Below are 20,673 nucleotides of genomic sequence, written 5' to 3' on the forward strand. Positions count from 1 at the left end.
CATGGCTAGAGCGAAGAAGCGGGTGGGTTACGGCCTGCCCGTGATCCTGGCCGTCGGCCTGCATGTTGGCGTGCTGGCGATAACCCTGTTGCGCTGGCCGGCCAGCGACCCCGAGCCGACCTCGTCGGCGATCGTCAAGGCGACTCTGGTGCGTAGCGAGACGGCGACCGACAAGGCCCAGCGTGCCCAGCAGGCCGGGGCAAGTGCGGCCGAGGCCAGCAAGCCGCAAGAGGCTGAGCCGACGCAACAGCAGGCCGAGCAGGCGGCGGCAAGGGCTGAAGCCGAGAAGCAGCGTCAGGCAGCAGAAGCGGCGCGCCAGGAAAAGGCCGCGGCGGAAAAGCAGCACGCAGCCGAGCTGCAGGCCCTGAACCAGGCTCGGGAGCAGGCGCAGGAGGCCGCCCGGCGCCGCGCGGAGGAGGCCCGGCAGGCCGCCCGTCAGAAGGCCGAGGCCGAGAAGCAGCGCCAGGCGGAGGAGGCGGCGCGCAAGAAGGCCGAAGCCGAGAAGCAGCGTCAGGCGGAGGAAGCCGCCCGCCAGAGGGCGGAGGCCGAGAAGCAGCGTCAGGCGGAAGAGGCGGCTCGCAAGAAGGCCGAAGCCGAGAAGCAGCGCCAGGCGGAGGAAGCCGCCCGCCAGAAGGCGGAGGCCGAGAAGAAACAGCGTCAGGCGGAAGAGGCGGCGCGCAAGAAGGCGGAGGCACAGGCCAAGCGGGCCGCCGAGGCGGCACGCCAGGCTTCCGAGCAGGCGCTGGCCCAGTCCATCGCCGGCGAGGAGCAGGCGATCGCCAATGCGCGTCAGGCGCGCGAGGCCGCCAATGGCTTCAAGAACCTGGTCAAGCAGGCCGTCGAACAGGCCTGGATCATCCCGTCGTCCGCCGGCGATCAGCAGCGTGCCGTGGTTCGTATTACGCTGTTACCCACCGGCGAGCTGGTCGATGCCAGCATTCGCGAGAGCAGCGGGAACGCGGCCTTCGATCGCTCGGTGCTGCAGGCCGTGGAGCGGGCGGCTCCCTTCCGCGAGATGCAGTCGCTGCCGACCGCCGCCCAACGCCAGTTCCGCGAGTTCAATCTCGACTTCAACCCTGAGGATGTGCGCTGATGAAACGACTGACTCCCCTCCTGTTCGGCTGGCTGCTGTTGTTCAGCAGCCTGGCCAGCGCCGACCTGACCATTCAGATCACCAAGGGCAGCGACCAGGCGATCCCCATCGCCATCGTGCCGTTCGCGACCGATGGCGCCCAGCTCCCCGAGGACCTGTCCGGCATCGTCGAGAGCGATCTGTCGCGCAGCGGCCAGTTCGCGCCGCTGCCCCGGGACACCCTGGTCGCCACGCCCCACAGCGCCGATGAGGTCTACTTCCGCGACTGGCGGTCCGTGGACAGCAATTACGTGCTCGTCGGTCAGGTCACGCCCCAGGGGGATCAGTATCGCATCCGCTTCGAGCTGATGGATGTCTACGGCGAGAAGCGCATGCTCGGCGAGACGCTGACGGTCTCGGCCGGCCAGCTGCGGGCCGGAGCCCACTACGTCAGCGACAAGGTCTACGAGGCGATCACCGGAACGCGGGGTGCCTTCTCGACCCGCATCGCCTACGTCACCGCCCAGGGGGCCGGGGACAAGCGCCAGTTCGCGCTGCATGTCGCCGATGCCGACGGCCACAACAGCCACCAGATCCTGAGCTCCGACGACCCGATCATGTCGCCGTCCTGGTCGCCGGATGGCGGCAAGCTGGCCTACGTCTCCTTCGAGACCGGCAATTCGGCCATCTATGTGCAGAACCTGGCGACCGGCCAGCGCGTGCAGCTGACCGACTTCAAGGGCATCAACGGGGCCCCGGTGTGGTCACCCGACGGCCGGCGCCTGGCGATGTCGCTGTCCAAGGACGGCCAGCCGGAGATCTACATCATGGATATCGCCACGCGCAAGCTCACCCGGATCACGCGCAACGGGGCCATCGATACCGAGCCGGCCTGGGCGCCGGACGGCCGCAGCCTGATCTTCACCTCGGACCGCAGCGGCGGCCCGCAGCTGTACCGTCATGATCTCAACAGCGATCGTACGCAGCGCGTGACCTTCACCGGGGACTACAATTCACGGGGGCGTTTCGCGCCGGATGGCAAGAGCCTGTTCCTGATCCACCGTGACAGTCGCGGATTTCATGTCGCCAAGCAGAATCTGGAGACCGACCGGCTGACGGTGCTCACCGATACCCAGTGGGACGAGTCGCCGAGTGTTGCGCCCAATGGCGCCATGGTAATCTTCGCTACCCAGCGGGGGAATCAGGGCATCCTGGGGGTCGTCTCGGCGGACGGCAAGGCCTCCTATCGCCTGCCCTCGGCTCAGGGCGATGTCCGTGAGCCCGCCTGGTCGCCGTTCCTGAACTGACAATATCCCTGTTTCATGCCCTGAGGGCGTATCTTTTCGTATCCCGAGCAAGGAGATCACAATGAAGTTCGTTCCGTACGCCAAGAGCCTGGCCGTCGCCCTGTCGCTCGCCGTGATGGCGGGCTGCTCCAGCACCGGCGGCACCCAGGATGGCAGCTTCGACGGCAGCGGTGCCGCCGGGGGCGCCGGCATGGGTGGCGGTACCAGCGGTCAGGGAGTGAGCAGCGGCCAGGTCAGCGGCAGCCAGCTGGGCGGCGAGGGCTCCTCGCAGCAGCAGGCCGGCATCCCCGACGTGCGCACCATCTACTTCGGCTTCGACCAGGACACCATTCGTCCCGAGTTCGAGTCGGTCCTGAACGCCCATGCGCAGTACCTGCGCCGTCATCCCGACGCCCACGTGGTGCTGCAGGGCCATGCCGACGAGCGCGGCACCCGGGAGTACAACCTGGGGCTGGGCGAGCGGCGTGCCCAGGCGGTCGAACAGTACCTGAGCGTGCAGGGCGTGTCGCCGTCACAGATCGACGTGGTGAGCTATGGTGAAGAGCGCCCGGCGGTCGAGGGCCATTCCAAGCAGAGCTATGCCAAGAATCGTCGCGTGGTAGTGGCGTACTGATCACGGTAGGCCGGGCCCGGGGCGCGTGTCGCCCCGGGCCGGTATCCGAGCGGAGGCGAACATGAAACGCACCCTGCAGGGACTATGCGGTGCCGGCGTCCTGCTGCTCCCGCTGGCAGTCTGGGCCGCCCCGGTCGTCGAGGATCTCTCGGCCGGAAAAGGCAATTTCTACCAGCAGACCCAGGCGCGCGAAGAACCCGGCGGCAACCTGGTGCTGTTCAATCAGCTGAAGGAAAACCAGCGCACGATCAAGGAGCTGCGAGGCCAGCTCGAGGAGCTGCGTTATCAGCTCGAACAGCAGAAGAGCCTGTCGCATCAGCGCTACCTGGATCTCGAGAAGCGTATCGACGCCATGAGCGGTAGTGGCAGTGGCGCCGGTGGCGCGTCGGGGCAGAGCGGGGCGTCATCCTCCGATACCGGCAATGAACCCACTTCCGCGTCGGGAAGCACAGCGTCCGGCGGTGAGGCGAGCGACTCCAGCCAGGCCGGTCGGCAGGCCTATCAGGCGGCCTTTGCCAAGGTGCAGGCGCGGGATTTCCAGGCGGCGATCCAGGCCTTCGAGGCGTTCGTCAAGGACTACCCGCAGTCACCGCTGCGTCCCAACGGCTACTACTGGCTGGGCGAACTCTACTCGGCACGCTCCGAGCTGGATTCGGCGGCCAAGGCATTCAATACGGTGATCGAGTCCTATCCGCAGAGCGGCAAGGTGCCGGATGCGCTCTACAAGCTGGGGCTGCTCAAGGCGCGCCAGGGGAAACCGGATGCCGGCAAGGAACTGTTGACTCGGGTGGTCAAGGACTATCCTGACAGCAATGCGGCCGGCATGGCCCAGGATTTCCTCAACCAGTCCGGGTTGTAGGCGCGTTCATCGACCAGGAGGGCAAGCTACATGTCCTGCAAGATCGACTACCAGGCACCGCCCGGACTGCTGGCCGGGCGGGTGATTCTGGTCACCGGGGCCGGGGACGGCATCGGGCGGGCCGCCGCCCTGAGCTACGCGGCCCACGGCGCCACCGTGGTGCTGCTGGGGCGTACCCTGGGCAAGCTCGAGGCCGTCTATGACGAGATCGAGGCGCAGGGCGGGGCGCAACCGGCGATCTTCCCTCTCAACTTCGAGGGCGCGACCCACAAGGATTATCAGGAACTCGCCGACCGGATCGGCAGCGAATTCGGCCGCCTGGACGGGGTGCTGCACAACGCCGGCCTGCTCGGTGGCCTGAGGCCCTTTGCCGATTACGAGCCCGAGCTGTGGGAGCGCGTCATGCAGGTCAACATCAATGGCCCGATCTGGATGACCCGGGCCCTGTTGCCGCTGCTCGAGGCCTCGCCGGATGCGTCGGTGATCTTCACGTCGTCCGGCGTGGGACGCAGGGGACGCGCCCTCTGGGGCGCCTATGCGGTGTCCAAGTTCGCCACCGAGGGCTTCGTGCAGGTGCTGGCCGCCGAGCTCGAGGCGGAGACGGCCATCCGCGTCAACAGCCTCAACCCGGGGCGCACGCGTACCGCCATGCGTGCCGAGGCGGCGCCGGACGAGGACCCCGCGACCCTGCGCACCCCGGAGGCGATCATGCCCACCTACCTGTGGCTGATGGGGCCGGACAGCCGCGGCCACACCGGCGAGCGCTTCGACGCCCAGCCCCCCGCCCGGTGAGGCGCCGGGGCGTCGGGCGCTGTCAGCCCAGCAGCGCCGACGCCAGGGCCGCCGGGGTCTCGAACCAGTGGTCGGCCTGCCAGCTCTCGCGATCCTCGCTTTCATCGAGATAGCCGTAACCCACGGCCACGGCGGTCATGCCGGCGGCACGGGCGGCCTGCATGTCGCGGGCATGATCGCCGATGTACCAGCAGGCCTCGGCGGCCAGCCCCAGCCGGTGCGCGGCGGCATGCAGCGGGGCCGGATCGGGCTTCTTGACCGGCAGGTCGTCGGCACACAGCAGCACGCCGGGGGTCAGCCCCAGGGCATCGATCAAGGGTGCCGCATAGGCGCGGGGCTTGTTGGTGACGATGCCCCAGGCCGGCGACGGCCGCGACCAGGCGCCCAGCACGGCCTCCAGCCCGGGAAAGACGCGGCTGTCCACGGCGACGGCCTCGGCATAGCGGTCGAGCAGGAACTGGCGCGCCTCGGCATGTTGCGGGTGGGCCGCCTCGAGCCCCAGCGCCAGCTGCACCAGCGCGCTGCCGCCGTTGGAGACCTGGGCGCGAATCACCGCATAGGGCAGTTCGGGCAAGCCGTGGTGGGCGCGCAGGGCGTTGGTGGCCCGCGCCAGGTCGGGGGCCGTGTCGATCAGGGTGCCGTCCAGGTCGAACAGCAGCCCCGCGGGGCTGCCGGGGCGACGCGAGCCGTTCATGGCGTGTCCAGCGTGCAGTGCATCAGGTAGTTGACCGAGACATCCCGCGGGGCGAGCCGGTAGCGGCGCGTCACCGGATTGTAGGTCAGCCCGCTCTGCTCGCGGATCCGCAGCCCGGTGGCACGGCACCAGTTCGACAGTTCGGAGGGGCGGATGAACTTGCGGTACTCGTGCGTGCCCTTGGGCAGCAGGCCCAGCACGTACTCGGCACCCAGGATGGCGAAGGCATAGGCCTTGGGATTGCGGTTGATGGTGGAGAAGAAGACGTGGCCGCCGGGGCGCACCAGGGTCGCGCAGGCGCGCACCACGGCGGCCGGGTCCGGCACGTGCTCGAGCATCTCCAGGCAGGTGACGATGTCGAACGCCCCGGGGTGGGCCTGTGCCATCTCCTCGGCGCTGGCGTGCCGGTAGTCGACCTCGACACCGCTTTCCTGCTGATGCAGGCGGGCTACCGCCAGCGGGGCCTCGCCGAGGTCGATGCCGGTCACGGTGGCGCCGCGGTGGGCCATGGCCTCGCTGAGGATGCCGCCGCCGCAGCCGACATCGATCACCGTCTTGCCGGCCAGTCCGGCGCGCGCGTCGATGAAGTCCAGACGCAGGGGATTGATCTCGTGGAGTGGCTTGAACTCGCTGTCGGGATCCCACCAGCGGCTGGCCAGTGCCTCGAACTTGGCGATTTCCTGATGATCGACATTGTGGCGGTGCGGGTCGGTCTGCCCCTGGGTCATTGCGCCTCTCCCGGTTGGCTGGTGACGGCCTGAATGCCTGGCGGGCCGGGGGCGAGTTGCCGGATCCCGGAGCGCCATGCAGAATGCGATGCGCAGGCGGGTATCGTCTGCCATGTGGGTCGCCTGCGTCGCGTGCCCGCATTCTACTCGTTATCGGTCGACTTTGGGGATGCCGGGTGACGAATCGCCCCGGGATGTCGGAGGCGGTCATCCAGTCTCGGCCCATCCCCATTCGGCCGTAACGATGTTATCGTTCGTGAACCACAGGGTGTGGACTGGCATCTGCATCCTTGATGGCGGCTCTTGCAGGACGCAGCGAGCCGCATGCCGCTCTGGCATAATCGATTCATTGATCCATGAGGAGGGACCCATGATCCGCAAGGCAGTTCTCCCCGTCGCCGGTCTCGGCACCCGTTGTCTCCCGGCCTCCAAGGCCATCCCCAAGGAAATGATCACCATCGTCGACAAGCCGGTGATCCAGTACGTCGTCGAGGAAGCCGTCAAGGCCGGCATCAAGGAGATCGTCCTGGTGACGCACTCCAGCAAGGGGGCGATCGAGAACCACTTCGACAAGCACTTCGAGCTGGAGTCGATGCTCGAGGCCAAGGGCAAGGACGAGCTCCTGGCCGAGGTGCGTGCCATCGTGCCGGACGACGTGAGCATCATCGCGGTGCGTCAGCCCGAGGCGCTGGGGCTGGGCCACGCCGTGCTGTGTGCCCGCCCGGTGGTCGGCGACGAGCCGTTTGCGGTCCTGCTGCCCGACGTGCTGGTGGACGACGAGGGCATGGCCCGCAATGACCTGGCCGGCATGATCGAGGCCTACGAGAGCAGCGGTGCCGCCCAGATCATGGTCGAGAACGTGCCCCGCGAGATGACCCACAAGTACGGCATCGTCGCGCTCGACGGCGACACGCCGGCCCCGGGTGGCAGCGCGCCGATCACCGGCATGGTGGAAAAGCCCAGTGTCGAGGAGGCGCCGTCCACCCTCGCGGTCATCGGCCGCTATCTGCTGCCCGGCGAGATCTTTGCGCTGCTGGCCGAGACGCCGCCCGGCGCCGGCAACGAGATCCAGCTGACCGACGCCATCGATCGCCTGCGCGAGACGCAGCCGGTGGCCGCCTATCGCATGCAGGGCGCCACCTACGACTGCGGTCACCAGCTCGGGTATCTCGAGGCGACGCTGGTGTACGCCAAGCGCCACCCCAAGTTCGGTGAAGGGTTCCAGGCGCTGCTCGCGCGCTACGCCGGCGAGGAGTAAGCCATGCGAATCCTTCTTCACGGAAGCGAACTCGCCGCGGCCACCGCCGCCGCGGCCCTGTCCTCGGTGGGCCATCAGGTCACCTGGCTGCCCCATCCGGATGCGCCCTGGCAGCAACTGGCCGAGGCCGACTGGCTGGCCCGCGAACCCCAGGTGGGTGAGCAGCTGGAGGCCAGCCGGCGTTCGGGCACCCTGCGCCTGGTCGAGGCGCCGCCGGCCGGCGAGGAAATGGACATCGTCTGGCTGGCCCTGGCCCCGGATCAGCGCGAGGCGGCCGAGCGTTTCGTCGATACCGTGGCCGGCCAGCAGCACGCGCCGCTGGTGGTGGTCAACAACTCTACCTTCCCGGTCGGCCAGACCGAGTCGCTCGAAGGGCTGCTGCGCCATGCTTCCCAGGTGGCGGTGGTGCTGCCCGACATGCTCGAGGAAGGCCGGGCCTGGCAGGTCTTCACCCGCCCCACGCGGTGGCTGCTCGGCTGCGAGGATGACTGGGCGGGCGACCAGGTGCGCGAGCTGCTGCGGGCCTTCAATCGCCGCGCCGAGGTCTTCCAGCGCATGCCGCGGCGCGCCGCCGAGCTGACCAAGCTGGCGATCAACGGCATGCTGGCGACGCGCATCAGTTACATGAACGAGGTTGCCGGCCTGGCCGACTCGCTGGGCGTGGACGTGGAGCATGTTCGCCAGGGCATGGGGGCGGACACGCGCATCGGCTACGAGTATCTCTACCCGGGCTGCGGCTTCGGCGGGCCCAACTTCTCGCGCGATCTGATGCGCCTGGCGGACGTCCAGCACGAGACGGGGCGCGAGTCCCAGCTGCTCGAGCAGGTGCTCGATATCAACGAGCACAAGAAGGAAACGCTGTTCCGCAAGCTGTGGACCCACTTTCACGGCCAGCTGCAGGGGCGCACCGTGGCGATCTGGGGTGCGGCGTTCAAGCCGGGCACCACGCGCATCGACCACGCGCCGGTGCTGACCCTGCTGCGGGCGCTGTGGGCCCAGGGCGTGCACGTGCGCCTGCACGACCCGGCGGCCCTGCCGGCATTGCGCCAGGTGGTCGGCAATCATCCGCTGCTGACCCTGCTCGATCAGGATCCCTACGAGGCCTGCGAGGGTGCCGATGCGCTGATGCTGGTCACGGAGTGGAAGTGCTACTGGAATCCGGACTGGCGACGGCTGGGCGAGACGCTGTCGGCGAGGCTGGTGCTCGATGGCCGCAATATCTACGATCCGGTCTACGTGGCCGCGCGTGGCCTGGTCTATCGGGGAATCGGCCGTCGCGCCGACCCGTGAGGCGGATCAGGCAGCGAACGCCCGAACGAACAGCGCCCCGCAGAAGATGCGGGGCGCTGTTGTTTGGGAGCCCGGCCGCGATGGCCGGGCGGGCCGATGCATCGTGATCAGCCGAAGTTCTGGGCGACAAAGTCCCAGTTGAGGATGTTCCACACGGCATCCAGGTACTTCGGACGCGCGTTGCGATAGTCGATGTAGTAGGCGTGCTCCCAGACATCGATGGTCAGCAGCGGCGTCTGGCCGTGGGCGATCGGGGTGTCGGCGTCATCGGTGTTGACGATGTCGACGCCGCCGTCGGCGGTCTTGATCAGCCAGGTCCAGCCGGAGCCGAAGTTGCCGGCGGCCTTGGTGTTGAACGCTTCCTTGAACTTGTCGAAGGAGCCGAACTTGGCGTTGATGGCCTCGGCCAGGGCGCCGCTCGGCTCGCCACCGCCATTCGGCGACAGGCAGTGCCAGTAGAAGGTGTGGTTCCACACCTGGGCCGCCTGGTTGAACAGGCCGCCGGAGGCGGACTTGACGATTTCCTCGAGCGACTTGTTCTCGTCGTCGGTGCCCTTGGTCATGTCGTTGAGCTTGGTGACATAGGCCTGGTGGTGCTTGCCATAGTGGTACTCGAGGGTTTCCGCGGAGATGTGCGGTTCCAGCGCGTTCTTCTCGTAGGGCAGGGCGGGCAGTTCAAATGCCATGGTCAACTCCTTGTCTTGAATCACCGTGGAATACAGACCTTGATAAAAAACCTTACAATACCAAGCATCTGCGTTAAGTGTTGTCGCATCATATTAGCAGCCTGGGGTATGCTCGCCAATTCCGATAATGCGACTCGGGATTGACGGACACCGGCGCCGGCCATGGTGGCGCGCCCCCCAACCGACGAGGAGACCGCATGGCGGATCATGATCAAGAACCCCGTCTGACCGCCCCCATCGTGCCGGGTCCGGAAGATGAGCTCAGCCCCCGCCATCGTGCCGCCGTCAGCGGCCGCCGGCCCCGGACCTGGCCGTTGTGGCTGCTGTGCCTGCTGCTGCTGGCCGGGCTGGCGGCGCTGGCCGGCCGCTACTGGCTGGATCGTCAGGCCTGGCAGGCGACCCAGCGTGAGCTGGGCGGCCAGGTGTCCAATCTGCATGCGCGCCTCGACAGCCTCGATGACAGTCAGGGCGTGTCGAGTGCCACCTTCGAGAAGCGCATGGCGTCGGTCGACGACGGACGCGCCAGGTTGCGTGACCGGCTGGATGAATTGACATCGACCCTGAAGAGTCTAGATGAACGCACGCCGAACCGCGCTTCTCTGGACGCCGTGAACCGGCGTCTCGACGACGCCGACCAGCAGCGCTCGACGCTGGCCGATACCCTGAACGCCGTGCAGCGCTCGATGACCGCGCTGGAACAGCAAAGCGGCACCGCGCGCCAGGCCCTGGCCACACGGCTGTCCAGCCTGGAGACGGCACGCCAGACCGTGGCCGAGCGGCTGGACACCCTGAAGCGTTCCCAGGACAGCGCCACGGGCCGGCTCGATACCCTGGCCGGACGCATGGATTCGCTGGCCCAGTCGGCACAGACCCGACAGTCCCAGCTCGACAAGCTGGCCTCTCAGGTGGATGACCTGCGTGCGTCCTTGACCGAGCTGCGTCAGAATCAGGTGGCTCTGAGTGCCTCGCTCGAGGCATTGCGTGGTGGTTGATGCGTCGTTCGTCCCGGGGCAGGATGACCGGTCGCCGGCAAGGGAGGCCTGATCTCATGCGCTATCCGCGACTGGCCCTGTACGGGGCGGCCGTGGCGTTTGTCTGGAGCACCTCGGTCCTGGCGCTGGACGCCAGGGTGACGGGCATCGACGGGGAGCCGGCCGACAACATCCGCCACTATCTGGCGTCCATGACCGCCGGCGACTACAGTCGCGACCGCCTGACCCACGACATCAAGCAGCGTGCCGCCAAGGCGCTCAAGGCCTATGGCTACTATTCGCCGTCCTTTCAGGTGGTCCTGGAGGGCAAGCCCGACGTGGAGCGCGCCCGCATCGAGGTTTCCCCCGGCAAGCCGGTGATCATCCAGCATCTCGAGGTGTCGATCGAGGGGGAGGCCAGAGACGACAAGACCTTCACCCAGGCGCTCGAGGCGTTTCCGCTGCATGAAGGAGACCCGTTGCGCCATGCGCCCTACGAGGGACTGCGCAGCCGCCTGTCGACGCTGGCGCTGCAGCGGGGCTATTTCGATGCCACCTTCACCCGCCATCGCATCGAGGTGCGGCCCTGGCAGAACAGCGCTCGCATCTACCTGACCTTCGACAGCGGTCCCCGCTACCGTTTCGGCGACATCCGCTTCAGTGGCAGCCAGATCGATCAGGAGCGGCTGGTCAACCTGCTGCCCTTCGCCACCGGCGAGCCCTATCTGGCGGACAGCCTGGCCGAATACAATCAGCGCCTGGGACAGACGGGGTGGTTTCGCAGCATCGGCGTGCGCCCGCAGATCGAGCGGACCCAGCCCGTGGCACTGGCCCATCGAGGCTGGTGGGAGGCCGTGGATCATCGGCCGGCAGGCGGCGAGGCCGCGGTCTCCGGCAGCGAACCGCTGCTGTCGGCCGACGCCATCGTCGCGGCGCGTGGCGTGGGCACCGAGGGGCCACCGCGGGTGCCGGTCGATGTCAGCGTGATTCCTGCCGACCGTCACCAGTTCGAGATCGGGGTCGGCTACGCGACCGACGTCGGGCCGCGCACGCAGTTCTCCTGGAAGCAGCCGTGGATCAACGCGGACGGCGACAGCCTCGATCACGCGCTTTATCTGTCGGCTCCCGAGCAGACCTTCAGCGGCACCTACACCATGCCGCTGGAGAACCCGCGGCGTGACAGCTACGAGCTGCAGTACGGCCTGAAGAACCAGGACAACAAGGACACCCGCAGCCTGGAGGCGTCCGTGGAGCTGGCGCGGCGCTGGACCTTCGACAACGACTGGACCCAGCGGGTGTTCGTGCATGCCACCTACGAGGACTTCCGCCAGGCCAACCAGAAGGATCAAGTGCTGCTCTACTACCCCGGGGTGAGCTGGAGCCGCACGCGGACCCGCAACCCGCGCTTCCCCACCTGGGGCGACCGGCAGCGGTTGTCGCTGGCAGCCTCCGACACCGTCTGGGGCTCGGATGCCAGCTTCCTGCGAGCGACCCTCGATTCGCAGTGGATCCGCTCGCTGGGCAGCGACTATCGCTTCATCGGACGCACCAGCCTGGGCGCCATGACGACCCCCGACTTCGACAAGATCCCCCCGTCGCTGCGCTTCTTCACCGGCGGTGATCGCAGCGTGCGGGGCTATGCCTACGAGAGCCTGGCGCCGACCAACGCCGACGGCGACCTGGTGGGGGGGCAGCAGCTGTTCGTGGCCAGCGTCGAGGCGCAGCGTCGCCTGACCGGCAACTGGTGGGGCGCCGCCTTCGTCGATACCGGCAACGCCTTCAACACCTGGTGGCCGCAGGATCTTGCCACCGGGGCGGGGCTGGGGATCCGCTGGGTGTCCCCGGTCGGGCCGATTCGCCTGGATATCGCTCACCCCTTCGATGACAAGGAGTCTTCGTGGCGTCTGCACTTCGCCATCGGGCCCGAGTTCTGACGGGCCTGCTGCGACTGCTGGTCTGGTTGCCGCTGTGGCTGCTGGGGCTGCTCTTCCTGCTGCTGGGCCTGGCGCTGTCGCCCTGGGGGACGGCATGGCTGCTCGATCAGGGGCAGCAGCGCCACTGGCTGAGCTACGATGCCGTCGCCGGGGCACCGCTGGACGATTTTACCCTGCGCGGCCTGCACCTGACGGCCGGCCCGGCGGATATCGCCATCGATCGCCTGCACCTGGTCTGGGCCGATGACTGCGTGCTGAAAGGCCGGCTGTGTCTCGACAGCCTGCAGGTCGCGGGCGCCGACATCCAGCTGCAGTCCGGCGACGCGGCACCGCCGCCGGCGGCCTCCGAATCGAGCGGCCTGCCGCCGGTCGTGGTGCCGTTTCCCGTCGAGGTGCGCGAACTGGCGCTGGATGACGTCGACCTGCAGCTGGCGGATGGAACCCGCCTGAGCTGGCAGCACTTTCGCACCGGGGCGCGGCTCGACCGGCAGGCCCTGACACTGAAACCGACCGAGCTGGCCGGGGCCCGGCTGCACCTGCCGAACGCGGCCGACGTCACCCTGACGCCGGCCGGCGCCCGAAGCGCCGGGGGGCTGTCCCCGGCAGCCGTCACGGCGAGCCGGGCACTGCAGGCATCGCGTGCCGAGGGGGCGCCACCTGCGCCGGACGTATCCACGTCGGACGTATCCACGCCGGACGTAGCCACGCCGGATGAAAAGGTAGCCGAGACTCGGATGGCGGCGGTGTCCGGCGACGCCGCCGATGACGCTCCCGACGGCGCGTCCGGTGCGGCCTCCGGCGGCTCGCCCGCCAGTGCCGATACGCCGCAGCCGCGCCAACTGCCGGACATCCGGCTGCCGCTGCCGATCCGCATTCCGGAATTGGTCATTCGGGATTTTCGCCTGGAAGGGGCCCAGCCGCAGCGCATCGATCGCCTGTCACTCAGCCTGGAGGGCCAGGCGCATCGGGTGACCCTGAAGCACCTGACGGTGAAGGCCCCGCAGGCCGATGCCGAGCTGACGGCGCAGGTCCGGCTGCAGGGCGACTATCCGCTGAGCGCGCACCTGACGGGCACGCTGCATCAGGCGCCGCTGGCCGGGCAGCACATCGACCTCCAGGCAAGCGGCTCGCTGAGCGCCCTGAAGGCGACACTGACCGCCGACGGCCCGGTCTCGGCGCGGCTCGAGGCCGCCGCCAACGTGCTGGCGCCCGAGCTGCCCTTCGATGCCACCCTGACGGCGTCGTCGCTGGCCTGGCCCCTGCCGGATGCCGCGGCGGACACGAATCAGGTGCCGCAGTATCGGGTACGTGATCTGACCCTCCAGGCCACGGGGCAGCTCAGTGACTACCGGGTGGCGCTCCAGGGCCAGGTGTCCGGCCGCGACCTGCCGGACACCGTCCAGGTCGGCCTGACCGGCCACGGTGACAGCGAGCACTTCAACTGGCTGCCGCTGTCGCTGGCGGCGAATGGCGGCTCGCTGGTCAGCCGGGGCGAGGTGCGCTGGTCGCCGGCGCTGGACGTGACGGCCCGGCTCGATCTGAGTCGCTTCAATCCGGGCCTGCTGACCCCGGCGGTCGAGGGCAGCCTGAACGGTCAGGCGCAGGCACACTTCGCTATGGCGGACGGCGGCTGGTCCCTGACGGTCCCGAAACTGGCCGTGGACGGCAGCCTGCAGCAGCGTCCATTGTCGCTTCAGGCTGTACTGCAGGGCGACAGCGCTATGCACTGGCGCATCGATACGCTGGACCTGCGCCAGGGCCGGAATCGCCTGACCGCCGAGGGTACCGTCGGCGACACCCTGGACCTGCGCGGCCGGCTGGATGCGCCGGCGCTGGAGTCGCTGTTGCCGTCCCTGGGCGGGCAGGCCAGGGGGCAGCTGTCCTTGGGGGGCACGATGAAGAAGCCCCGGGTCGACGCGACACTGACGGGCAACAGCCTGCGCGTTGCCGACAACCGGATTGCCGAGCTGGCGCTGGACGCCCGGGTGAGCGGTGTCGAGGATCCCGATCTGGACGTGACCTTGCGGGCCTCCGAGGTTCACGCGGCGGGTCAGCAGCTGACCCGGGCCGAAGCCCGTCTGAAGGGCCGCCTTTCCGATCACCACCTGACGGTGAGCGTGGATGCCGCCCCGGGCATGCCGATGTCCCGGGCGCAGCTGGCGCTCACCGGCGGGCTCAACGCTGCCCGCGATGCCTATCGCGGCCGGCTCGAGGCCCTGAGTCTCGAAACCGACCAGGCCCATCTGCAGCTGGCGCAAGCCACGGCGCTGAGCGTCGATCTCAACGCGCAAAAGGTGCAGCTGCAGCCGTTCTGCCTGGCGCGTCGGGAAGGGGGGCGGTTGTGTGCCACGCGCCCCGTCGAGGCCGGCGCCGACAACGGTGCCGTGGCACTGTCCCTGCAGGCCCTGCCGCTGGATCTCGCCAACGCGGCACTCCCGGACGGCTGGGCGACCGGCGGCCAGCTGGATGGCACGCTGGGCCTCGACTGGTCGCAGGGCGGGCAGCAGTGGAAGGCCGATGCGGATCTGAATGGCCGGGTGAGCCTGGACGGACAAAATGCCTATGGCCAGCCCTGGTCCCTGCCAGTCACGCGTCTTTCCCTGTCGCTGGCGGCGTCGCCGGCGGCCGCCGATGTGACCCTCAAGGCCAATGTGGGCGAGGCCGGGCGGCTCGATCTGCAGACTCGCATCACCGATCCGGCCGGCGAGGCCACGCTCTCCGGGCAGCTGGCGCTGGACGGCTGGCGGCTGGCGCCTTATCAACCGCTGGTCACCAGCCTGCAGACGCTCGAGGGGCGCCTCGATGGGCAGCTGGCGCTGTCGGGCGCGCTGGGCAATCCGTCGCTGGATGGACAGCTGACCCTCGCGGACCTGAAGGCCGGCGGGCGTGACCTGCCGCTGAGCGTGACGGATGGGCGGGTCACTGTCAGCGTCGCCGGCCATTCGGCCGACCTCAGCGGCTTCGTGGCAGGCGATCGGGGACGCCTGACGCTGACCGGCCAGCTGGGCTGGCCGAGCCTGGATCAGTGGCGTGCCGATGTCTCGCTGAGCGCCGTGAAGGCGCCGCTGCGGCTGGCGATGCCGGAGTTCGGGCGGCTGGATGTCGCGCCGGACCTGCGGATCCTGGCGACCCCGCAGCGCCTCCAGGTACGAGGCGATGTCACCATCCCCTGGGCACGCCTGGAGGTCGGGAAGATTCCGCCCTCGGCCGTGTCGCCGAGCAGCGACGAGGTGATCATCACCCGTGAGGACGAGGCGCGTGCCCGGCAGCAGGCGCGTCAGGCCGCACGGCAGGCAACCGACGATGCCAGCAAGGCGACCGCCCAGGCACTTTCCCGGGTCGGCATGCAACTGGATGTCAGCGTGAATCTGCACATCGGCCCGGATGTGAAACTCGAAGCCTACGGGCTCAGTGCCTCGCTGCGCGGCGACCTGCAGGTCCGCCAGGGCAACGGGCCGGTCCAGCTGTTCGGTGACGTCAACCTGCTCGACGGGCGCTACAGCGCCTTCGGCCAGGACCTGGTGATACGCCAGGGCAAGGTGCTGTTCAGCGGTCCGGCATCGGAGCCGCGGTTGCAGTTCGAGGCGATCCGCAACCCCGACACCACCCAGGATGGCGTCATCGCCGGGCTGCGGGTGACTGGCCCGGCCGCGCAACCCGATCTGAGGGTGTTCTCGGAGCCGGCGATGGCGGAGAGCCGGGCGCTGTCCTACCTGCTGCGGGGGCGGGCGCCCGAGGATACCGGCGGCGGCGACGGGGCGTTGACCTCGGCGCTGATCGGCCTGTCGCTGTCGCGTACCGGTGGTGCCATCGGGCAGCTGGGACAGGCGTTCGGCGTGCAGGACCTGAGTGTCGATACCTCCGGCAGTGGCGCCGACAGCCAGGTGGTGGTCAGCGGCTATCTGTTCGACGGTCTGCAGGTCAGTTATGGTGTGGGCATCTTTTCGCCGATCGCCGAGCTGACCCTGCGCTACCAGCTGTGGCAGAACCTGTATGTGGAGGCGGTTTCCGGCGCGGCCCAGGCGGTCGACCTGATCTATTCCTTCAGTCTCGGGCGCAGCAGCGCTTCGCCTTGAGGCCGCTGCCGCAGGGACAGGGGGCGTTGCGGCCCGTGTCGAGTCGCTGCCAGGTCGCGTCGCCATCCACGTAGAGCCAGTGCGCAAGGGAAGCGTCGAAGCGAAAGCGGCTGGTCTCGCTCAGGGTGAAGAAGTGCCCCGATTCCCGGCCGATGGCGGTGAAATGGACCTCGCCCCGGTCGCCCTCGGCATGGCTGTGTGCCACATCGAGACGACACCAGCGGGGGCCGGGATCGCGCAGCGTTTCCAGCGCCGGCCGGTGGACGGGGTCCCAGGTCGCATGCAGGAACTCGGCGGCGCCGGTGACGAAACCGCAAAAGCGGGCGCGCATCAGGGCTTCCGGATGGCCGGCCCGGTGCGCATCGTCGAGCACCGGGGCGCAGCAGTCGCCGAATGGGTGCCGGCTTCCGCAGGGGCAGGCCGAAGAACGAGCAACATTCGCTAGCAAGAGAGACAGACTCCATGTGGATCAGTGACAAACAGCGCATGCCGACACCTGACGAGGCACTGCCCGGACGCGATGCGCCGCTCTCCATCAGCGGGGTGCATTACGTCAACGGCCGTTCGATGCTACCGCCTTTTCCCGAGGGGCTCGAGGAGATCGTGCTGGGCCTGGGCTGTTTCTGGGGGGCCGAGCGGCTGTTCTGGGAGTTGCCCGGCGTGCATGTCACGGCGGTGGGCTACGCCGGCGGGTATACACCTAATCCCACCTACGAGGAAACCTGTACAGGCCGGACCGGGCATGCGGAAGTGGTGCGCGTGGTCTTCGACCCTACCGAGATCGGGCTGCCCGAGCTGCTGCAGGTGTTCTGGGAAGCCCACGACCCCACCCAGGGGATGCGCCAGGGCAATGACGTGGGCAGCCAGTATCGCTCAGCGATTTATACCGTTACCTTCTCTCAACAATCCATTGTTACAGACAGCTTGAAACGTTATCAGGCTGCTCTGGAAGAGGCTCGCAAGGCATCGATAACGACGGAAATTGCGCCATTGCATCAATTTTATTACGCCGAAGAATATCACCAGCAGTATCTGGCCAAGAATCCGGGGGGTCACTGCGGCCTCAAGGGGACCGGCGTCAGCTGTCCGATCGGCTGACACAGGATTCGCCGGCCGGCCGGGGCATGCCGGCCCAGGCCGCCAGCTGATGGGCGACGCGGCGTGACAGCCAGCTGACCAGTCGGCGCTGGTGAGTCTCCAGAAAGCCCACATGTCCGCCATGACGGGCAATCTCGACACGCACGGCGTCACTGGGTACCGGCAAGCGCTCGAACAGATCCGGCGGCATGAAGGGATCATCGGCAGCGTGCAATACCAGCAGCGGCAGTTCGACGTCACCCAGCAACTTTCCGGCCGACGCTCGGCGATAGTAGTCACTGGCCGAGCCGAAGCCATGCAGCGGGGCGGTAACCTCGTTGTCGTAGGCCCAGAAGGTAGTCAGCTGACGCAGCCGACCTGCGGTCATGTCCGGCAGCAGGCCGGCGGCCATCTTGAGCATGACCTTGCGTTTCAGCGCGCTCAGCAGGTGACGCTGGTAGACACGTGAAAAGCCGCGGTTGAGGGCATCGGCACTGGCGGCCAGGTCGAGCGGGGCACTGATGGCGATGGCGCCGGAGAGATCGAGGCCATCGCCGCCTTGCTCGGCCACCAGCTTGACCAGCATGTTCCCGCCCAGGGAGACACCGGCCGCGATCTTGATGGCCTGCGGGTAGCGTCTGGCCAGCTGGCCGAGCACCCAGTAGGCATCCGCCGTGTCGCCGCTGTGGTAGGCCCTTGCCAGGCGGTTGGGCGCCTGGCCGCAGCCGCGGAAGTGCATCAACACCGCGCGGTACCCCAGCCGGCTGGCGGTGGCGAGCAGGTCGCGGGCATAGGGCGAGTCGAAGGATCCCTCGAGGCCGTGGAACAGCAGGAATAGCGGGGCGTCCGGTCGGGCCGGTGCCGGTTGCACCCAGGCCAGCTCTACGAAATCGCCATCGGGCAGGTCGACGATTTCGGTCTCCCGCTCGACGCGTGTCAGGGACCGCAAGCGGGGCAGCAGGGTCTGCACGTGGCGGTTGCGCAGCCCCGGGGCGGCCACGAAATCGGCCGGTACGATATTGCGTGGCATGAGACTCTCGACAGACGGCTTCCTTTCCAGCATATCCTGCCAGCGCAGGCTGGCAAGCGCTGGCCGTTCACGTCTCGCGCGTCAGGTTGTCGGCGCCCGTCTCGGTCACGGCCACGTTGTCCTCGATGCGGATGCCGCCATGCTCGTAGAGGCTGGCGACCGCGTCCCAGGCAATGTCGCGCCCGGCGGATGTATCGCGCAATGGCTCCAGCAGCATCGGGATGCCATACAGGCCGGGTTCCACGGTCACCACCATTCCGGTCTCCAGTGTTCGGGTCAGCCGCAGGGCCGGGTCCTGGCGGGGCGGCGGCAGATAGCGTCCCTTCGCATCACGGCGTCCGCCGACATCGTGCACCTGCAACCCCAGGGAGTGCCCCAGCCCGTGCGGGCAGAAGGCGCGGGTCATGCCGCGCTCGACGGCGGCAGCAGCACTGCAGCATACCAGTCCCTGGTCGACGAGCAGCTCGCCGAGCTGCTCGTGCATGCGCCGATGCAGGTCCGGAAAGGCGACCCCGGGGGCGATCGCGTCGATCAGGGATTGCTGCAACTGCGTGACCGCCTCGATCAGCGCCGCGAAGCGCGGGTCGGCATCACGGCCGGCCCAGGTGCGGGTGATATCGGCGCAGTAACCGGCGTCGCGTCGCCCGGCATCCACCAGCAGGCTGAGCTGTCGCGCCGGCGGCTCGAGATCGTAATGCTGGTAATGGAGGACGCCACCGTGCGCGTTGAGGCCGACGATGTTCTGATAGGGCACGTCGGACTCGCGCTGGCGACTGGCGGCCAGATAGGCGAGCTGGATATCCAGTTCGGCACCGCCGGCCTCGAAGGCATCCCGGGCCGCCCGGTGTCCGGCCAGCGCCAGCCGGTTGGCATCGCGCAGGCGGTCGATCTCGTAGGCACTCTTGCGCAGACGCAGTTCATCGAGGGCGGCGAGCAGGGCGGGCGGATTGAGTTCGGCGCCGAGTTCGCGGGCCAGCGAGGGCTCCACCTCGCCGAGCAGGGCGACCCGTCCGCCGCCGGTGGCCGGCGGCCCCGTCTCGGGCGTCGGTTCGATGGCAAAGCGGTGTGTCCAGGCCGCCGTGGGCGGCTCGGGGGCGAGATGCCAGAAGTCCTTTGGCGCATGAAAGCGCAGGAGAGGCGCGTCCCCGGGACGTATCCGCAGCCAGCTGTGCTGGATGCCGGGCTGCGGCACCCAGTGCAGGAAGTGGCCGAAGGGCGCGAAGCTGGCCTGCTGGTCGTCGGCGAAGAAGGTGTGCGCCTGGCCGCTGTACAGCAGCACGGCGTCATAGCCGTGGCTGGCCAGAATGTCGGCGTAGGCGTGCTCGAGGGCGTCGAGATGGGCCGCGTGCCGGGTGTTACGAACTGAGGCTCGGGTCATGTCGGGTCTCCTGTAACTGGTGCCAGAGGGCATCGAGGCCGGGGTGCAGGTTCTGGCGGCTGCGGAAGAGGCGAATGGTCAGCGCCACGTCCCAGCGCTCGTCGCCGGCGCGGACCAGCTCGCCGCTTTCCAGCGAGCGGCGGGCGGCGCGCCAGGGAAGCCAGCCGAGACCGTAGCCCAGGGTGACCAGTTCCTTGATGTTGGCGGTTTGCACGTTTTCGTTGAGCGTGACCAGGTGAGCGGCCTGGGAAAGCCGGGTCAGACGAGCTTCGATCACGCGCTGGATCAGCCCCCGCGGGTGATAGGCGATGCACGGCAGCGGGTGGCGACGCTGGCCCGGCAGGGCGAAGCGGGGCCGGCCGGTCTCGTCGGGCGCACAGACGGGCACCAGGGTTTCCGTGCCGATTTCCAGGGACTCGTGGTTCGTGAGATCGATGTCCAGCGCCACCCGCTCGCGGGGCCAGTAGCAGAGCGCCAGGTCGCACTCGTCGCGCTCCAGGGCCTGGAAGTAGTCGGCCAGCAGCCAGCTGGTGGCCCGCAGGTAGGGCTCCACGCGTCGGGTCAGGTCATGACGCGCCAGCCATTCGGGCAGCACGTAGGAAAGCAGGCTCTGGGGCGCGGCCACGACGATGCGGCGCGCCTGGTCGTCGGCGATCTGCTGGATGCGCTCGCGCGACAGGCGCACCCGTTCGGTGACCTGTTCGCACAGGCGCAGGAATTCCTCGCCGGCCGGCGTCAGCGACAGCGGCAGCGTCTGGCGATTGACCAGAGTGGTGCCCATCTCTTCCTCGAGCAGCTTGATCCGGCGCGAGAAGGTCGGCTGAGTGACGTTCTGCGTTTCGGCGGCCCGCGAAAAGTGACGGGTATGCGCCAGCGCGATGAAGTCCTCCAACCAGCGAATCTCCATC

At 68.4% G+C, this 20,673-nt stretch carries 18 protein-coding genes and 1 pseudogene; 11 read left to right on the plus strand and 8 right to left on the minus strand.

Features of this window, described 5'->3' with window-relative positions; genetic code table 11:
- Window position 1 precedes the first annotated feature (1 nt).
- The 5 genes from tolA to KGQ91_RS12250 all read left to right on the plus strand — a co-directional run bounded on the left by tolA (window position 2) and on the right by KGQ91_RS12250 (window position 4,643).
- The gene (tolA, locus tag KGQ91_RS12230; RefSeq protein WP_224421083.1) at window positions 2-1,093 is read left to right on the plus strand and encodes a cell envelope integrity protein TolA; all 1,092 of its coding nucleotides are present in this window, start codon (window positions 2-4) and stop codon (window positions 1,091-1,093) included.
- Window positions 1,093-2,379, plus strand: coding sequence for a Tol-Pal system beta propeller repeat protein TolB (gene tolB, locus KGQ91_RS12235; RefSeq protein WP_224421084.1), 1,287 nt, complete (start codon window positions 1,093-1,095; stop codon window positions 2,377-2,379). The genes tolA and tolB overlap by 1 nt, the downstream gene beginning before the upstream one ends.
- A 61-nt stretch (window positions 2,380-2,440) precedes the next feature.
- On the plus strand, window positions 2,441-2,992 hold the full coding sequence (pal, locus tag KGQ91_RS12240; RefSeq protein WP_224421085.1) for a peptidoglycan-associated lipoprotein Pal: 552 nt from the start codon (window positions 2,441-2,443) through the stop codon (window positions 2,990-2,992).
- A gap of 61 nt (window positions 2,993-3,053) precedes the next feature.
- A complete protein-coding gene (gene ybgF / locus KGQ91_RS12245) occupies window positions 3,054-3,851 on the plus strand; it encodes a tol-pal system protein YbgF (protein WP_224421086.1) in 798 nt (265 codons plus the stop codon).
- Between the two features lie 30 nt (window positions 3,852-3,881).
- Window positions 3,882-4,643: a YciK family oxidoreductase gene (locus KGQ91_RS12250; protein WP_224421087.1), complete on the plus strand. Its 762-nt coding sequence runs from the start codon at window positions 3,882-3,884 to the stop codon at window positions 4,641-4,643.
- A gap of 22 nt (window positions 4,644-4,665) precedes the next feature.
- Here KGQ91_RS12250 and KGQ91_RS12255 read toward each other — a convergent pair whose 3' ends face one another.
- Together KGQ91_RS12255 and ubiG are read right to left on the minus strand one after the other, a co-directional pair.
- Entirely contained in the window at window positions 4,666-5,337 is a 672-nt protein-coding gene (locus KGQ91_RS12255; RefSeq protein ID WP_224421088.1) for an HAD-IA family hydrolase, read from the minus strand.
- On the minus strand, window positions 5,334-6,065 hold the full coding sequence (ubiG, locus tag KGQ91_RS12260; RefSeq protein WP_163648669.1) for a bifunctional 2-polyprenyl-6-hydroxyphenol methylase/3-demethylubiquinol 3-O-methyltransferase UbiG: 732 nt from the start codon (window positions 6,063-6,065) through the stop codon (window positions 5,334-5,336). Before ubiG ends, KGQ91_RS12255 begins: the two co-directional genes overlap by 4 nt.
- Before the next feature lie 370 nt (window positions 6,066-6,435).
- Between ubiG and galU the strand changes: the two genes are divergently transcribed.
- Window positions 6,436-7,323: a UTP--glucose-1-phosphate uridylyltransferase GalU gene (gene galU, locus KGQ91_RS12265; protein WP_163648668.1), complete on the plus strand. Its 888-nt coding sequence runs from the start codon at window positions 6,436-6,438 to the stop codon at window positions 7,321-7,323.
- A gap of 3 nt (window positions 7,324-7,326) precedes the next feature.
- Window positions 7,327-8,613, plus strand: a complete 1,287-nt coding sequence (locus KGQ91_RS12270; RefSeq protein ID WP_224421089.1) for a nucleotide sugar dehydrogenase — start codon at window positions 7,327-7,329, stop codon at window positions 8,611-8,613.
- Between the two features lie 107 nt (window positions 8,614-8,720).
- Here the strand turns inward: KGQ91_RS12270 and KGQ91_RS12275 are convergent, their stop codons facing one another.
- Complete coding sequence (locus KGQ91_RS12275) at window positions 8,721-9,299, minus strand: superoxide dismutase (RefSeq protein ID WP_224414946.1); 579 nt, start codon at window positions 9,297-9,299, stop codon at window positions 8,721-8,723.
- Between the two features lie 197 nt (window positions 9,300-9,496).
- Between KGQ91_RS12275 and KGQ91_RS12280 the strand changes: the two genes are divergently transcribed.
- From KGQ91_RS12280 to tamB, 3 genes are read left to right on the plus strand one after another with little or no spacing between them, the layout of a single operon-like run.
- Window positions 9,497-10,291 carry a hypothetical protein gene (locus KGQ91_RS12280; RefSeq protein WP_224414945.1) on the plus strand — a complete coding sequence of 265 codons (795 nt, stop codon included), beginning with the start codon at window positions 9,497-9,499 and terminating at the stop codon, window positions 10,289-10,291.
- A 56-nt stretch (window positions 10,292-10,347) separates the two neighbouring features.
- Complete coding sequence (gene tamA, locus KGQ91_RS12285) at window positions 10,348-12,204, plus strand: autotransporter assembly complex protein TamA (RefSeq protein WP_224421090.1); 1,857 nt, start codon at window positions 10,348-10,350, stop codon at window positions 12,202-12,204.
- Window positions 12,168-16,280, plus strand: coding sequence for an autotransporter assembly complex protein TamB (gene tamB, locus KGQ91_RS12290; protein WP_224421091.1), 4,113 nt, complete (start codon window positions 12,168-12,170; stop codon window positions 16,278-16,280). Before tamA ends, tamB begins: the two co-directional genes overlap by 37 nt.
- Here the strand turns inward: tamB and KGQ91_RS12295 are convergent.
- Together KGQ91_RS12295 and KGQ91_RS16860 are read right to left on the minus strand one after the other, a co-directional pair.
- Window positions 16,249-16,611 (minus strand): YchJ family metal-binding protein, encoded by a 363-nt coding sequence (locus KGQ91_RS12295; RefSeq protein WP_263478956.1) that lies wholly within the window; start codon window positions 16,609-16,611, stop codon window positions 16,249-16,251. The genes tamB and KGQ91_RS12295 overlap by 32 nt on opposite strands.
- 42 nt (window positions 16,612-16,653) lie before the next feature.
- Window positions 16,654-16,728 (minus strand): annotated as a pseudogene (locus tag KGQ91_RS16860) (SEC-C metal-binding domain-containing protein); the annotation flags it as partial.
- 14 nt (window positions 16,729-16,742) lie between these two features.
- On the opposite strand from KGQ91_RS16860, the gene msrA reads away from it, so the two are divergent.
- A complete protein-coding gene (msrA, locus tag KGQ91_RS12300) occupies window positions 16,743-17,378 on the plus strand; it encodes a peptide-methionine (S)-S-oxide reductase MsrA (protein ID WP_224414941.1) in 636 nt (211 codons plus the stop codon).
- Here the strand turns inward: msrA and KGQ91_RS12305 are convergent.
- The 3 genes from KGQ91_RS12305 to KGQ91_RS12315 all read right to left on the minus strand — a co-directional run bounded on the left by KGQ91_RS12305 (window position 17,359) and on the right by KGQ91_RS12315 (window position 20,672).
- Window positions 17,359-18,387 carry a hydrolase gene (locus tag KGQ91_RS12305; RefSeq protein ID WP_224414940.1) on the minus strand — a complete coding sequence of 343 codons (1,029 nt, stop codon included), beginning with the start codon at window positions 18,385-18,387 and terminating at the stop codon, window positions 17,359-17,361. The two genes, msrA and KGQ91_RS12305, sit on opposite strands and share 20 nt — an antisense overlap.
- Before the next feature lie 67 nt (window positions 18,388-18,454).
- The gene (pepQ, locus tag KGQ91_RS12310) at window positions 18,455-19,765 is read right to left on the minus strand and encodes a Xaa-Pro dipeptidase (RefSeq protein ID WP_224414939.1); all 1,311 of its coding nucleotides are present in this window, start codon (window positions 19,763-19,765) and stop codon (window positions 18,455-18,457) included.
- Window positions 19,743-20,672 carry a LysR family transcriptional regulator gene (locus KGQ91_RS12315; RefSeq protein ID WP_163648659.1) on the minus strand — a complete coding sequence of 310 codons (930 nt, stop codon included), beginning with the start codon at window positions 20,670-20,672 and terminating at the stop codon, window positions 19,743-19,745. Before KGQ91_RS12315 ends, pepQ begins: the two co-directional genes overlap by 23 nt.
- Window position 20,673 lies beyond the last annotated feature (1 nt).

Origin of the sequence: Modicisalibacter tunisiensis, from assembly GCF_020148005.1 — a bacterium.
GTDB lineage: Bacteria > Pseudomonadota > Gammaproteobacteria > Pseudomonadales > Halomonadaceae > Modicisalibacter > Modicisalibacter tunisiensis.